Source organism: Ruegeria sp. CI1, from assembly GCF_056536925.1.
In genome coordinates this window covers 1-14243 of record NZ_JBQFQP010000010.1, presented here as the reverse complement: position 1 = coordinate 14243, position 14243 = coordinate 1, and the positions used below count along the sequence as shown (strand labels likewise).

General features: G+C 59.3%; 16 protein-coding genes and 1 pseudogene. 9 read left to right on the top strand and 8 right to left on the bottom strand.

The window, feature by feature from the left end; translation table 11 throughout:
- Positions 1-2: 2 nt before the first annotated feature.
- Positions 3-425, bottom strand: a complete 423-nt coding sequence (locus ACR0LZ_RS12905) for a tellurite resistance TerB family protein (protein ID WP_480750220.1) — start codon at positions 423-425, stop codon at positions 3-5.
- A 143-nt stretch (positions 426-568) separates the two neighbouring features.
- On the opposite strand from ACR0LZ_RS12905, the gene ACR0LZ_RS12900 reads away from it, so the two are divergent.
- The 5 genes from ACR0LZ_RS12900 (at position 569) to ACR0LZ_RS12880 (ending at position 6761) form a co-directional block, all read left to right on the top strand.
- On the top strand, positions 569-1945 hold the full coding sequence (locus ACR0LZ_RS12900) for a S8 family peptidase (protein WP_480750219.1): 1377 nt from the start codon (positions 569-571) through the stop codon (positions 1943-1945).
- A 7-nt stretch (positions 1946-1952) separates the two neighbouring features.
- Positions 1953-2177 (top strand): hypothetical protein, encoded by a 225-nt coding sequence (locus tag ACR0LZ_RS12895; protein WP_480750218.1) that lies wholly within the window; start codon positions 1953-1955, stop codon positions 2175-2177.
- 132 nt (positions 2178-2309) lie between these two features.
- Positions 2310-3884, top strand: coding sequence for a lysine--tRNA ligase (locus tag ACR0LZ_RS12890; RefSeq protein ID WP_480750217.1), 1575 nt, complete (start codon positions 2310-2312; stop codon positions 3882-3884).
- A gap of 49 nt (positions 3885-3933) precedes the next feature.
- Positions 3934-4335: a DUF4864 domain-containing protein gene (locus ACR0LZ_RS12885; RefSeq protein ID WP_480750216.1), complete on the top strand. Its 402-nt coding sequence runs from the start codon at positions 3934-3936 to the stop codon at positions 4333-4335.
- A gap of 140 nt (positions 4336-4475) precedes the next feature.
- Positions 4476-6761, top strand: coding sequence for a glycosyl hydrolase family 28-related protein (locus ACR0LZ_RS12880; RefSeq protein WP_480750215.1), 2286 nt, complete (start codon positions 4476-4478; stop codon positions 6759-6761).
- A gap of 35 nt (positions 6762-6796) precedes the next feature.
- On the opposite strand, the gene ACR0LZ_RS12875 is transcribed toward ACR0LZ_RS12880, so the two are convergent.
- Positions 6797-7462: a hypothetical protein gene (locus ACR0LZ_RS12875; protein ID WP_480750214.1), complete on the bottom strand. Its 666-nt coding sequence runs from the start codon at positions 7460-7462 to the stop codon at positions 6797-6799.
- Positions 7463-7568: 106 nt separating this feature from the next.
- Positions 7569-9308: an adenylate/guanylate cyclase domain-containing protein gene (locus tag ACR0LZ_RS12870; protein ID WP_480750213.1), complete on the bottom strand. Its 1740-nt coding sequence runs from the start codon at positions 9306-9308 to the stop codon at positions 7569-7571.
- Positions 9309-9538: 230 nt separating this feature from the next.
- Between ACR0LZ_RS12870 and ACR0LZ_RS12865 the strand changes: the two genes are divergently transcribed.
- Both ACR0LZ_RS12865 and ACR0LZ_RS12860 read left to right on the top strand, forming a co-directional pair.
- Complete coding sequence (locus tag ACR0LZ_RS12865) at positions 9539-9859, top strand: antibiotic biosynthesis monooxygenase family protein (RefSeq protein WP_480750212.1); 321 nt, start codon at positions 9539-9541, stop codon at positions 9857-9859.
- A 72-nt stretch (positions 9860-9931) separates the two neighbouring features.
- A complete protein-coding gene (locus ACR0LZ_RS12860) occupies positions 9932-10339 on the top strand; it encodes a universal stress protein (RefSeq protein WP_480750211.1) in 408 nt (135 codons plus the stop codon).
- Between the two features lie 47 nt (positions 10340-10386).
- Here the strand turns inward: ACR0LZ_RS12860 and ACR0LZ_RS12855 are convergent, their stop codons facing one another.
- On the bottom strand, positions 10387-10857 hold the full coding sequence (locus ACR0LZ_RS12855; RefSeq protein ID WP_480750210.1) for an aminoacyl-tRNA deacylase: 471 nt from the start codon (positions 10855-10857) through the stop codon (positions 10387-10389).
- 117 nt (positions 10858-10974) lie between these two features.
- Positions 10975-11601: a HugZ family pyridoxamine 5'-phosphate oxidase gene (locus ACR0LZ_RS12850; RefSeq protein ID WP_480750209.1), complete on the bottom strand. Its 627-nt coding sequence runs from the start codon at positions 11599-11601 to the stop codon at positions 10975-10977.
- On the opposite strand from ACR0LZ_RS12850, the gene ACR0LZ_RS12845 reads away from it, so the two are divergent.
- Entirely contained in the window at positions 11594-11926 is a 333-nt protein-coding gene (locus ACR0LZ_RS12845; protein WP_480750208.1) for an excalibur calcium-binding domain-containing protein, read from the top strand. The two genes, ACR0LZ_RS12850 and ACR0LZ_RS12845, sit on opposite strands and share 8 nt — an antisense overlap.
- Positions 11927-11953: 27 nt before the next feature.
- Here the strand turns inward: ACR0LZ_RS12845 and ACR0LZ_RS12840 are convergent, their stop codons facing one another.
- Entirely contained in the window at positions 11954-12742 is a 789-nt protein-coding gene (locus ACR0LZ_RS12840; protein ID WP_480750207.1) for a formate/nitrite transporter family protein, read from the bottom strand.
- A gap of 63 nt (positions 12743-12805) precedes the next feature.
- Entirely contained in the window at positions 12806-13336 is a 531-nt protein-coding gene (locus tag ACR0LZ_RS12835; protein WP_480750206.1) for an ORF6N domain-containing protein, read from the bottom strand.
- Between the two features lie 124 nt (positions 13337-13460).
- Here ACR0LZ_RS12835 and tnpB point away from each other — a divergent pair.
- Positions 13461-13598: pseudogene (gene tnpB, locus ACR0LZ_RS12830) on the top strand (IS66 family insertion sequence element accessory protein TnpB); the annotation flags it as partial.
- Between the two features lie 193 nt (positions 13599-13791).
- Here tnpB and ACR0LZ_RS12825 read toward each other — a convergent pair.
- Positions 13792-14243: IS5 family transposase (locus ACR0LZ_RS12825; protein ID WP_480750205.1), on the bottom strand; the 452-nt coding region annotated here is incomplete at its 5' end.

The following is a 14243-nucleotide window of genomic DNA, read 5'->3' as shown; positions in this document are numbered from 1 at the left end:
GCTCAGACCAGATGCCGCGCCCGCGCGCCGCGTTCGATGGCGGCGGCATGCAAGCGGTCGATATTGAGCTCGTACCGTATTTCTTCGAGCAGGCGCAGTTCGGTTTCCGCCAACGTGCCGTCGGCGGCGGCCACGTCACAGGCCAGGGCATAGGCGGTTTCATTCAGCCGTTCCGGCAGGTTGTCGCGGATCAGGCCGAACAGCGCATCCAGCCCGTCCTCTTGTTCGAATAGGTCGAACACGGTTTGCGAAACCCGCTGCATGCGGTCGATATCGTATTCGGCAAAGATCGGCAGCATGTTTACGGCGGTTTGGATCTTGACCAGCTCGGCAGTGCGGATGTTTTCGTCGGAGGCGGACACCGCGACCATGATCGCCACGAGGCAGTCCTGCGGGGTCATCGGGTGGGGGGCTTGCTCGGTCATGGTGTCGTCCTGCTGAAATCCTTGGTTTCAGCGCAAGATACGGAGAGCGCCGATGCTATTCAACTCTTGCGCGCCGATATTTCGAAGAACACGTTTTTGGTGTATTATCGAAGTGTTTTTTTCAGGAAATTTGGAGGTAAGTCATGACTGGTGTGAATGTGTTATTGGAAATCGCCTCGGAGCGTCCGGACGCCTTGGAAATGCACGGTGCGGCAATGGATGCACCCAACGAGGCGGAGCGGCAGGCGGCTGAGCTTTTGGCAGATATCGGCGGCGCCGGAATCGAGTTTGAGGAAGGGTTCACGCCGGTGCCGATGTTTTCGCGCATCGACGAGGCAGTAAGCGCCGATTTCGTGGAGTCCGTGCAACCGACCCACAGGGAACTGGCGCCGACAAGTCGGACGGTGGTGCTGCCTGCGCAGATGAGCCGGGAGCGTCTGAGCGAGTTGCAGGGAAATCCGAACGTCAAGATCTGGCCCAATTCGCAACTGACGCTATATTCCGCGCGGGAGGCGATTGACGAGGCGCGCTCGGACAGTGGTGTGGATTGCCGGCCTTTCCGCAGCGCGGTGGAAATTGCCGTTTTGCGCGACCTGCTGGGGACAGACACGTTGTGGAGCAGCGGTTTTCGTGGGCAGAACATCATCGTCGGCATCATCGACGAGGGTGTGAACGGAGATGAGTATCCGGTTGTCGGAGGATTTGCCCGCCCCGGGGCCGGATTGCAACCCGGCGCGGCGGCGATCAGCAGTCATGGCTCGATGTGCGCAGCGGATGTTCTGGTGGCGGCGCCGGCGGCGCGGATCTATGACTATCCGTTCCTCGGTGTTCCAAACTCGGGTGGTGCGTTGCAGATGTTCCAGGCGGTTCTGGATCAGTGGAATAATGATGGAACGCCGCAGATCACCAACAACTCTTACGGGTTTACCGGCGTGCCGAACCCGGCGCATTTTCCCAATCACGAAGTGCACGACATCAATCACCCGGTGCACCGCAAGGTGCGCGAGGTGGTGTCGGCAGGCGTGGCCTGTTTCTTTGCGGCGGGAAATTGCGGGCAGAATTGCCCAAGCGGCAATTGCCATTCCTCGGGTGTCGGGCCGGGCGTGTCGATACATGCATCCAACAGTCTGGCCGAAGTCATTACCGTCGCCGCCGTCAACAGCAGGCACGAGCGGATCGGGTATTCCAGCCAGGGGCCGGGCATGTTCGAGCCGCAAAAGCCGGATATCGCCAGTTATTCGCATTTCTTCGGCAACTTCGGATCAGGGCGCCCGGCGGGGGCTGGTGGAACGCCGTTTGACAACGGAACGTCGGCGGCAACACCGGTTGCGGCGGGTGTCGGTGCGGCGCTGTTGTCGGCCAATCCCGGACTGACCCCGGCCGAGTTGAAATTCCTGCTGATGGAATCGGCCACCAGCCTCGGCGGCGGGCGTGGCTGGAATGCCGATCACGGCACCGGTGTGATCAACGCGGCAGCGGCGCTAAGCTCTATGCGGACGCGGGTACCGTTGGTAGGCTGAGGCCCGGATGGATTGGTTGGTAACATATTGCGGATCCGAAACGGACGAGGAAGTCCGCCAGCGCCTGCGCGAGGCGGGGGCGTCGGTTAATCCGGATGTCACGGCCATACCGTTGGGGGAATCCGAGAGGGTTTTCGAAATCAGTGCGTCGGGTGTCGTGGCCTCGAAATTGACCGCCTTGCCTGGCGTCAGAGGCGTATATCCGCATTCCGAACCGACAGCATACCGTTAGGGTGCAATAATCCCTTGTTTGAGCTGGGTTGATGCCGCCCGACGATTGACTCTTGCTGCACCAGCACAATAGGAGAAGCGGGCCGGTCGCGCGGTGCGGCGGGTCCCGTTTTCCGATGGAGAAAGAAGCGAAATGTCTGAACTGCGCGATACCGCCCTTGCGTCCAAGGCCTGGCCCTTTGAAGAAGCGCGCCAGGTGCTAAAACGCTATCAGAAAGCTCCTCCGGAGAAGGGGTATGTCCTGTTCGAGACCGGCTATGGCCCCTCGGGCCTGCCGCATATTGGCACTTTTGGCGAGGTGGCACGCACGACGATGATCCGCCGTGCCTTCGAAGAGATCAGTGAAATTCCCACCAAGCTGATCTGTTTCTCGGACGATATGGACGGTATGCGCAAGGTGCCGGGTAATGTCCCCAATCAGGAAATGCTGAAGGAGCATCTGCAGAAGCCGCTGACCGCTGTGCCGGATCCGTTCGGCACGCATGAGAGCTTTGGCCATCACAACAACGCGATGCTGCGGCGGTTTCTGGATACGTTCGGGTTCGAGTATGAGTTCATCAGCGCGACGGATTTCTACAAGTCGGGCCAGTTCGACGCTATCCTGCTGCGGGCGGCCGAGCGTTACGACGAGGTCATGAAGATCATGCTCAAGTCGCTGCGCGAAGAGCGTCAGCAGACCTATTCGATCTTTCTGCCGATCCATCCCGATACAGGGCGGGTTCTATACGTGCCAATGAAGGAGGTGAATGCCAAGGACGGCACTATCACTTTCGACGACGAAGATGGCAAGGAATGGACGCTTCCGGTCACTGGCGGCAACGTCAAGCTGCAGTGGAAACCGGACTTTGGTGCGCGCTGGGCGGCGCTGGGCGTCGATTTCGAAATGTACGGAAAAGACCATTCCACCAACACGCCTATCTATGACGGCATTTGCCGGGTACTGGGAGAACGCGCACCCGAACATTTCACGTATGAGTTGTTCTTGGATGAGAATGGCCAGAAGATTTCGAAATCGTCGGGCAACGGGGTGTCAATCGACGAATGGCTGAACTATGCGCCGACCGAAAGTCTTGCCTATTTCATGTACCAAAAGCCCAAGACCGCCAAACGGATGCATTTCGATGTGATACCGAAAGCCTATGATGAGTATCACCAGCAACTCAGGGCCTATCCGGGACAGGACCTGAAGGCGCAATTGAATAATCCGGTGTGGCATATCCACGGTGGCCGTGTTCCCGAGTCGACGCTGATTGTTCCGTTTGCGATGCTGCTGAACCTGGCCTCGGTCTCGGCGGCCGAGGACAAGGACACGCTGTGGGGTTTCATCCGCCGTTACGCGCCCGAGGCCAGCGCCGAGAGCCATCCCGACCTGGATCAGGCCGCCGGGTTCGCCGTGCGGTATTTCAACGATTTCGTCAAACCGACTCGCCAATTTCGCGCGCCGACAGAACAGGAGCGCGAGGCGCTGGAGGCGCTCAAGGCCGAGCTGGAGGTTTATGACGGGCCGATCGAGGACGAGGCGCTGCAATCTGTGGTGTATTCCATCGGGCGTGAGCGGTTTGATCCGATGCGCGACTGGTTCATCGCGCTTTACGAAGTGCTTCTGGGGGCGTCGCAAGGGCCGCGTTTTGGCGGGTTTGTCGCGCTTTACGGCGTGCCCGAAACCATCGCGCTGATCGATCGGGCGCTGGCGGGCGAACTGGTCTGATTTGACGAACAGGGACATGGGGCTATCCTCCGGTCAGGAGGGTAGCCCCATGCGCCACATTCTTTTGGCATTGCCGGTCTGGGTTTGGATGAGTGTGTCGACCCAAGCGCAAAGCACCGAGATCGAGGCCAATATCCGCGCCCAGATCGACGCCTTTCTGGTGGATGATTTTACCACCGCATTCACCTTTGCGAGCCCGGGCATTCAGAACCTGTTTCGGACGCCCGACGAATTCGGCGCGATGGTGCGCAACGGCTATCCGATGGTTTGGCGGCCTGCGGATGTGAGGTTCCTTGAGTTGCGTGAGGTCGGTGGTGATTTGTGGCAGAAAGTCATGATCGTTGATGACAACGGGCATGTGCATCTGCTGGATTACCAGATGATCCGGCAGGGTGATGCGTGGAAAATCAACGGCGTGCAACTCCTTGGTCCGAGCGATCCGGCGGCGTGATGCAACGGCACCGTCACGGTGGTGCCAGTCCGGTTTAAACTTTTTCCCATACTTCGGTTTCTCGCATTCGGGGGCACCCGAAATCGGGAATGAAGCGTTCGTGGCGATTTGTTCGCGGCGCATTTGGGAAAGGGATACGAATGAACAAGGCGATCACCGACGGTATCGAGTTCATGCCGCCTGCGTTCAATAACGGGCTGGATGTCTGGTCAAGCGGCAATGGCACGCCCGGGTCGGACACATATGACGGGTCGGGAAGCGCGGCCTTTGTGCCAGCGGATGCCGATTTTGGCGGCTGTCTGGAAGTGCTGAAAACGAGCTCGCCACAAAAGATCCGGTACATGGGGCAGACTCCGATCCTGCCGGGGTGCTACTTGCAGATCAGGGCGCGGGTCAAGGCGGTAAGCGGGCCGCTGCCCACGGTCCGGATTGCCGGTTGGGCTGGTGGCGCAGGTTACGTGCATGTGCCGGGTGTGATCGAGGTAGGACCGGCGACAACGCTTACCTCGTATGGCAATGTTGTGGAGATTTCCGCCATTGTTGGCACCGGGTTTCGTGATGGTGTCGACATGTCCTGGGGCGTAAATGCGTTGTACGGTCATTTCGGGCTGAATATCGAGGGACCGAACGGTGCGGTTCTGCGGGTGGACGATATCGAGATCGAGGATGTCACTGGCGTGTTCCTGCGCGATCTGATCGGGTTGGTCGATGTCCGTGATTTTGGTGCCAGAGGGGACGGATCAACCGACGACTCTACCGCCTTCGAAGCGGCCGATCAGGCGGCCGGCGGACGACAGGTTCTGGTACCCGAAGGCAGCTACTATCTCGGCCAGACCACCAGCATGAATGCGCGCGTCGAGTTTGAAGGCACGGTGACGATGCCGTCGAGTGAGATGTTGCTTTTGACAAAGGATTTCGACCTGCCGACCTATATATCCGCATTCGGCGACGAAACGCTGGGCTTCAAGAAGGCATTTCAGGCGCTTCTGAACAACTCGGATCATGAATCGTTGGATATGGGCGGGCGCAAGGTTTCGGTGTCAGAGCCGATCGACATGCAGGCCGCAGTTCCGAACCGGACCAGTTATGCCACCCGCCGGGTGATTCGGAACGGTCAGTTGGACGTTCAGGCCAACTCGGCCTGGGATACTCAGACCTTCACCTCGCAAGCGACCTATAGTTCGAGCACCCCATTTACGCTGAAAAACGTATTGAACGCAGCCAACATTCCTGTGGGCGCATTGGTGAAAGGCAACGGAGTGGGGCGCGAGATCTATGTGCGCTCGAAAAACGTGGGCGCGCAGGAAATCACGCTTAGCAATCCGTTGTATGATGCAGACGGCACACAAAATTTCACCTTTGTTGAGTTCAAGTACCTGCTGGATTTCAGCGGCTTCAGTTCGCTGCAAAAATTCGGGATGGAGGATATCGAGTTTCAGTGTAACGGCCGGTGCAGCGCCATCCGGCTCGCGCCTGCGGGCAACACGTTTTCGCTGAAGAACTGTTTTGTCAGCCGTCCGTTGGACCGCGGTATCACCTCAACCGGCGGCGGGTGTCAGGGGATGCTGATCGACGGGTGCCAGTTCCTGTCGACCGAGGAAAGCCTGAATGTGCCCGACCGAAGCTCGATCGCCCTCAATACCAACAACAACGACGTCAAGCTGCGCCACAACCGCGCGACCCGATTCAAGCATTTTGCGGTGCTGGGCGGTGACAACAACATGGTGCTGGGCAACCATTTCTTTCAGGGTGATGACGTGGCCAATGGCAGCCGTACAGCCGGGTTGGTCATAATTGGCACCTATTCCAGTTCGACCATCGCCGAAAACTATGTGGATAACTGTTTCATCGAGTGGACGAACGAACATGATCCCAATCCCGATTTCGTCTCTGGATTTTCGTTCAGTTCGATGAGCATCACCGACAACATATTCTTGTCGAGCGATGTGGCGCCATGGTTCAGTTACGTCGTGATCCGACCCTATGGAACCGGGCATTTCCTGAACGGACTGACGGTGACCGGCAACAAGTTCCGTTCGATCAATGGCAATATCGACCGGGCCGAGCGGGTGGATACGACATTTGCCGATTTGAACTATAGCCGGTTTGTGGACGTTTTCTTTGACGGCAACATGTTCCACGGGGTGAGTGCGAAAAGCGCCAATCCCCTGCGGTTGCGTCATTCTCAGAACACGGCAGTGCAAACCTGGGTGGTTGATCCGGGGCAAGACCTGGCCTTTGGCGGCTGGGCGCGTGGTTGCGACGGCGTATTGGCGGTGGACGCGTTGCAGACGGGGGGCAACGCGGTTCGCTATGCTGCACCTTATGTCAGAGTGCAGCAGGGTTCAGGCAATGACCGGATACACATCGTCTGGCCCGAACCCCTGAAGGGAACGGTAGCGACCTCGATCCGCATCGACACATAGGACCAGCGGGCGGGCGCAATGCGCCCGTCTTTCCCTTAGAAGGTGCGCCAAATGGCCAGCTTAAGACCGGGGCGGGAGGTGGCCGAGTTCTTCTCGACCCCCAGAACCCACGTGGCTGTCCACTTCCGGGGCCGGATCATGATCGAAGGGGTCACGCTCCAATAAAGCGGGGCGTCGCTGATTGCCGAGGTTTCGATCTGCAGCAGCGGATTGAAGCGCCGACCCGAAAACAGGCCCGCCGTGATATCGAGCTTTCGGATGGTGCTGCGCCCTTTTAGAAAGTCAGCAGCGGCGTCGACAGCCAGCCAGCCGTAAGCGTTCCGGATGCTGAACTCGCGCCCATAGGACAGTTTTAACCGGGTCATGGTGCGCGATTCAGTTTGCCTATGATAGGCGCCGATCCCAATCTCGGCGGCAAAGCGCCCCATCCGGTCCGAGGTCAGCAGTGGTATTCGGGCAAACAGCAACGCATGGCCGGCGATTCCTTGGTATTCATGCGCGTCGAAGCCGACGGTCAGCCGATCCCGAAGGCCCCATTCCAGATAAATCGAGTATTTGTTTCCGATCTGACCGCTGTCTTCGAGGTGGGTGGTGCTGGAGATCGAGGAAAACCCAACGCCCTTGTCGCGCATCCATGCTCCGGCCTGCGCGGGTCCCGCGGCCAGTAGACATAGAATTATGGCGATCAGATATTGGCGCACGAATTGTCCTCGTGCGGCGATCCTTCGCTAATCTAGGTTAACGGACGGTTACGCACAGATCGCGCGTGATGAAGTTTCACGAATTTTCGGGGGCGAATTCGAGGTATCAGCCCGGCAAGCCTGCCATGCGCAGACCGGAAATCAAATGATCGAGATCCTCGGGATTGCGCCACATATTTCGAAATCCGCTGGTCAGGGTCTCTATGGTGGCGTTGCCAAAGTCGAGGTTTCGGCTGTTCAATTCTTCGCGGCGGTGTTGAACGAAGGCCTGAAGTTCCAGGTGCGCTTCATCCAGCTTGCCCGACAGTGCATAGGCGGACACGAGAAACGCGTGGCCGACAGAGTTGAGCAGCGCTTCGCCGATAAGGGCGCCCACCGCCTCGTCATAGCGGCCCATAAAGAAATAGACTTGGCCTAGAATCCAATCGAGCGCCGGAGGGTGAAGCGGGTCGAGCCGCATGGCTTCGGTCACGATTTCAAGCGCCTTCGCATGGTGTCCCAAAAGCAGAAATCCGTATCCGCACCACGCCATCGATTCAGCTTCGTTGACGATCTGGGACAGGGTCTTGTCGAATTGTATTTCCGCTTGTTGCCAAAGCCGGGCACAAAGATACGCGTAACCGAGCTGATCCTGAATATAGACGTCGCGATTGTCCAGCGAGGCGCCCCTTCGGGCAATTTCAAGGGCCTTCCCGGGCGCGTCTTCATCGGCCAGACCAAGCCACAGGTCGACCACATAAGTATCCGCCAGGTACATGTAGACACGGGCGTATTCGGGGTCGAGTTCCACGGCCTTTTCCAGCAACTGACGCGCTTTGGCGGTGTCTTGCGCATTCAGACCATCGCGCAGCGCTTTTGCTTTCAGAAGAAGCTCATAGGCCTTCATGCTGTCCGTCGGCTTGTACGATATCCGATCGGCCACATCATGTTGCACGCGCCCGGGGAGCACGGCAATGATGCTGCGCGCGACTTCGTCCTGTACGTCGAAGACATCTTCGAGTTCGCGGTCGTACCTGTCGGCCCAGATGTGCTTGCCGGTTTCGGCCTCGACCAGCTGAGCAGTGACTCGCAGCCTTTTCCCCGCCCGGCGTACGCTGCCTTCGAGAAGGTATTGAACTCCGAGCCGTGCGCCGATTTCGCTTGCGGTCAGGTCCTTGCCCTTGAGGCTGAACGACGAGTTGCGCGCAATCACGAACAGTGTTCGGAAACGGGACAGGCCAGTGATTATATCTTCGGATATGCCATCGCTGAAGAATTCCTGCTCAGTATCACCGCTCATGTTGACAAACGGCATGACGGCAATCGATGGTTTGTCGCGTGCAGCCATTGCCGGTGCCGAAGTTGCAATGTGAGAAGGGGACCATTTGAAGATGTGGATCGGCCGGGTAAGGTTCTTGAGTTGGCGCAAACCGTGATCCACGAAAAAGGCGTCGATCTTGCTGGCAATGCTGTCATGCACCACCGAGGAAATGCAGATGCCGCCGATATCGGCTTCAGCTTCGAGGCGCGCAGCCACGTTTATTCCGTCACCATAAATTTCATCGCCGTCAAGAATGACGTCGCCAAGATTTATCCCGATACGTAGCCGGATTGGTGACGGTTGGGCGGCCATTCGTTGTTGAATGTCAATGGCGCAGCGCACGGCATCGACGACCGAATTGAACTCGACCAGCGCGCCGTCTCCTGTCAGCTTGTTGAGGTGTCCGTTGAAACGGCGGACGGCCGGGTCGAATTCGGTTTCGCGATGCAGCTTCAACCGGACCAGGGCGTCCTCTTCGTCGCGGGCCATCATCTTTGAATACCCTACGACATCGGCAGACAGTATCGCGCTGAGCCTTCTTTGCACCGGCTATCCTCCTGATTTGGAAGGGTACTGGTCTTTGATTTACTTTGCATAGTGTTTTCGGGTGCCGGGCGTTTGATGGCGAAGTGCGGTCGCTTGTTGCAAGTTCGGTTTTCATGGGTGCGCGTTCAGATAAAAGACCTTTCCAATTCCAGAAGTTACTGGATTAATGCCAGAAATCGGAAGCATTCCGAAAAACCTGTGCTAGGCTGGGATAAAAGAGGAGGAGCACGATGCCTAAAATTTCCAAGGACGCATCCATTCAGACCGTCATCACCACGTTCGAAATGACGCCGGGCACCTGTCAGGATCTGCTCGAGGCGCTGACCGACGCCTATTCCAACTTCATCTCGAAGCAACCTGGCTTCGTCGCGGCCGGATTGCATGTGAATGACGCGCAGACACGGATCGCCAACTATTCCCAGTGGCAACGGCGCGAGGATTTTCTGGCCATGCTGCGCACCGATGAAATGCGGGCGCGAAATCGTCAGATCAACGAACTGTGCAAAAGCTTTGAGCCGGTCATGTACGACGTGGCCGAGACGTTTGGGTGACCTGATTTGAATCAAGGCCGGACCGGCCGGGAAAGCGCAGACTCAGTCTATCTCAACAGGAGGCGCAAGCCCATGTACCACAACATTCTTGTTCCGATTTCCTTTGATTCCGAACGGGACGTCTCGGGCCCGCTGAAGCTGGCCGAGAAACTGGCGACCCCGGATGCGAAGATCACGTTGATGCACGTGGTCGAACACATTCCGGACTATGCCATCTCGTACATGCCCGCCGAGTATCTGACCGAGGCGCGCAAGGCCATCCAGGGCGAACTGGACGCATTGGCCGCCAAGCTGCCAAATGCGCGGGCCGAGGTAGTCGAGGGGCATTCGGGCCGAACAATTCTGGACTGGGCCGAGACCAACAAGCCCGATCTGATCATTCTGGCGTCGCACCGTCCAGGTATGCAGGACATCTTTCTGGGTTCCACCGCGACGCATGTGGTGCGCCACGCACAATGTGCGGTGCATGTGGTCCGGTAACTGCCGGTTCCGGCCCCGCGACAGGGGGCCGGATGCCTGCCGCGTCATCAATGGGTGCAGCAGAAAGAGCCGTGCTGGGCATCCTTCATCAGGCGGTCGAAGTCGCTGCCTTTCATTTCGATCAGGGTCTTGTGGTCCCCGGCCTCGAACCAAACGCGGTCAAGCCCGGTCAGGCTGTCATCGATGATGGTCGGCACGTCATAGGCAGATCCTATCGGCGGTGCCGCCCCCAGGTCGCAATCGTCAAAGACCTCTTCGACCTGCTCTTCGGGGGCCAGCCCGATGCGGCGCGACAGGATGGCTTGCAGGTTGGTCAGATCAACATGGTGGTTTGACGGAACGACGGCCAATATCGGTCCTTCCTCCATATGGATCAGGACGGATTTCGCCAGATGGTCGCCGGGTACATGCGCGGCTTCGGCGCATTCGGCGGCCGTGGGCGCATAAGGGTGCGGGATCATGTCAAACGGCAGTCCCCGGGCTTCGAGGTGGTGTTTAAGGCGCGTGGCAATGGTCATGGTGTCCTCCATGGAGCCATCGGCAACCCGGCCTTGCGCATCTGGCGCGCCAGGCGCCGAGTGTGGTGTGCGAGAAACCCAGTCTGCGCCCATCGTCCGAGTCGGGCAAGTCAGTCGCTACAGATCGGATGCGGACAGGTGGTATGCCTTGCCGAATCCGGCGTTGAGTAGACCGTCGGTCACATCGAATCTGACAAAGCGGAAATCGGAGAAATCTGCATAAAGCCCGGCCTTGGGGCGCAGCGACAGGTAGCGGCTGCGCATGCGGTCATGTTCCAAAGTGCCGCGTGGGATCAGCGCCGCCGTGCAATGCAGCGTCAGACGTGGATGGGTCAGCGGGTCGCCCTTGGGGCCAGGTTCCCCGATCAGCAGGGCACAGGCGGGGTTGGCGTCAAGCGCCTGCGTGTGGCCAGAGAGGGACGAGATCAACGAAATCGGTTGCCCGCAGCCGCTTGTGGCAAGCGCGACGCGGGTGACCGAGGGTAGGGCGGTATCCGGCTGCAGCACTGCCAGGGCCGCGTGGGTTGCGCCCTGTACAAGGTCACGGGCCAGTGTGCGGGCGGTGTCATCGGCGGGCTGAAAGAGGTCGGTGCGGGTCATCGTGATGCCATAATCGAATTTTATCTCGGCATTCATGGCACAAGAGGCAATGTCGAGCGAAGAGATTATCCCAACCCCCCGGTCCCGCCAGCGCCACCGGCGGGCCGAGGCGTTGCGCAGAAAGGCGCTTTCGCCGGTGCGCATTCTGACCATGATCCTGGCGCTGCCGATTACGATCGCCTGTATCTCGTTTGGGGTCTACATGCGTACCAGCCCCTATGAACCGGACGAAGCCCTGTTGCATATCGTGGCACTGGCAGGCTGTGACGCGGCGAGGGCCGTGGGTGTGGCCCCCAGCTATCGCGGGATGGTGGGATATCACACGCGCAATGATCCGGATGGGGACGGGGTGGCCTGTGACGAGCCTCGCCCGGTGGCGGCCGGAACCCCAGCCGCGTCGGCTGCCAAAGCACCAGTGCGGCAGGTAAAAGAACGGACAGTCGGCGGCGCAAAATTCGTGCGCCCCTGAGCGCCGAGTCTTTGTTGGCTGAGCAGGCTACGCCTCTGCTGGGCGATAGGCAAACCGATAGGCCAGCGCCACGCCGCCCGCGCCGCCGGCGATGTTGCCAAGTGTGACCCAGAACAGGTTGCCGAACGCAGCCGCCCAACCGATCCCTTCTCCCGCCAGTGCGCCCTGCGGTAGCAGGTACATGTTGGCGACCGAGTGTTCGAGGCCGAGCAGAACGAAACCCGCAATTGGCCAGAGGATCGCAAGAATCTTGCCCGCCGCTGTACGCGCGGCGAAGGTCAACCAGACGGCCAGACAGACCAGCGCGTTGCAAAGCGCGCCGCGGGCGAAGGCCTCGACCGGCGACAGCATCGCCTTGCCCCGGGCGATGGCCTGGGCCGTCTCGCCCATCGGGCCGTCCAGCAGGCCGGTCAGCGCAAAGGCTAGGGCTAGCCCGGCAGCGCCCGCAAGATTACCGGCATAGACCACCCCCCAGTTGCGCATGAGCGCGCGCAGGGTGATCCGCCTGTCAACTGCCGCCATGGTCATCAGTGCGTTGCCGGTGAACAACTCAGCCCCACCCACCACTACAAGGATCAGGCCCAGCGAAAATACCACGCCGCCCAGAAATCGGGCCGGGCCAAACCCGGCATCCACGCCGGTCATCACCATGGTATAGGCTGCACCGCCAAAGCCGATGAAGGCCCCGGCCAGCAGGGCCAGTGTCAGGGTCTGGCCGGTGGCAAGGCGCGCCTTGGTCACTCCGGCGGTTTCGACCAGCCGGGCGATTTCGGCAGGCTTATAGGCGTCAAGGCCGGTGGGGTTTGCTTGTGTCATGGGCGCAGCATGACCGGATCGCCGCGTAAGCGTATTGATCGGGATCAAGGTGCGTCGGCCCAGTCAGCCCTTCATCGCGTGCAGCAGGTCAAGCAGGCGTTTGCGGCCCTGGCCGTCGGAATAACCGCCGATGGCAAGGCGTTCTGCAACGTGCAGGCGCAGGCGCTCGTGCTGGGTCCGCACTTCCTCACCGGCGGTCTCGGCCAGTGCCTTCATGATCGCCGCAACCGCCTGCTTGCGCTTGGTGGTGGGGTTGGCAATGTAGTCGACAAGGCTCTGCTGACCGGAATCAGGAATATTTTCGGCCAGCGCGCGCAACTGGTCGCCGTTCGGTAAAAGCGGCGCGGGTGCGGTTTCAGGGGGCAGGATTTCCGGCAGGCTGCGCGGGGCTTCGCCCAGCACGTTGGCACCGTCGACAAAGGCTTCGGTGATCATTCGGGTTATTTTTATGGCGCGCGGATCGCGAAACAGGGCCGAAGCAATCGCCACGCCATAATCGGTATAGACCCACGGATTGACCCGACGCCCGCCGCGACCTCCGGGCCTTGAGATCACATTTCGTGATTGCAACGCTGTCACTTCGTCGTCAGACATCCGGAACATCGAAAGACGCCGCTGACAAGCTGGTCAGGGGTATCAAAAGGAAGACCCGCAAGCACTACTCGGCCGAGGAGAAGATCAGGATCGTCCAGGCTGGTCTTCGCGGCAAAGAGGCGATCTACTCAAGATCATCTGGTGGGATCAACAAGGCGCGTGTCTGTTCAGCAAACGCCTTGAGAATGGGCGGTTCGTTTTGGCCCGCTGCAAAGGACGGCAAGATCAACGTCACGCCTGCACAGCTTTCGATGTTTCTTGAAGGCATTGACTGGGGATGCCGCAGAAGACTTGGCGGCCATTGCAGACCGGATAGGTCGCGTGGGTTTCAACTCACTCTGCCTCGAGTTGAACGATATCGCGCCACGCATCCATGGTGGCAACACAGAGCTTAGGAAAATCTGCGGATGCCATCTCGTGGCGGGGAAGGTGAAACAGGCATGCAATCAGCAGGGCTATCGACTCGCTAGGGTCAGGATGCATAACCAATAGATAACGGTCGCGGCCAGAGCGATGGCTGAGAGGAAGACCTTGGGGCAGCGATCATATCGTGTAGCCACGCGCCGCCAGTCCTTGAGCCTGCCGAACATGATCTCGATGCGGTTGCGTCGTTTGTATCGGCGCTTGTCGTATTTGCCCGGGGTCTTGCGCTGCTTTCTGCCGGGGATGCAGGGTTTTATCCCTTTGTCTTTCAACGCGTTCCTGAACCAATCGGCGTCATAGCCACGATCCCCGAGCAACCAGTCGACCTTTGGCAAGCTGCTGAGCAGCGCCCGCGCGCCGATGTAATCGCTGACTGAGGCTCCCCATTTGAATGGGTCCACCGTTAAGATTAGGAAACGGAGGATCAGAAATGGCAAACAAGCGACCGAAGCCTGAAGAAATTGTCTCGAAGTTGCGGCAGGTT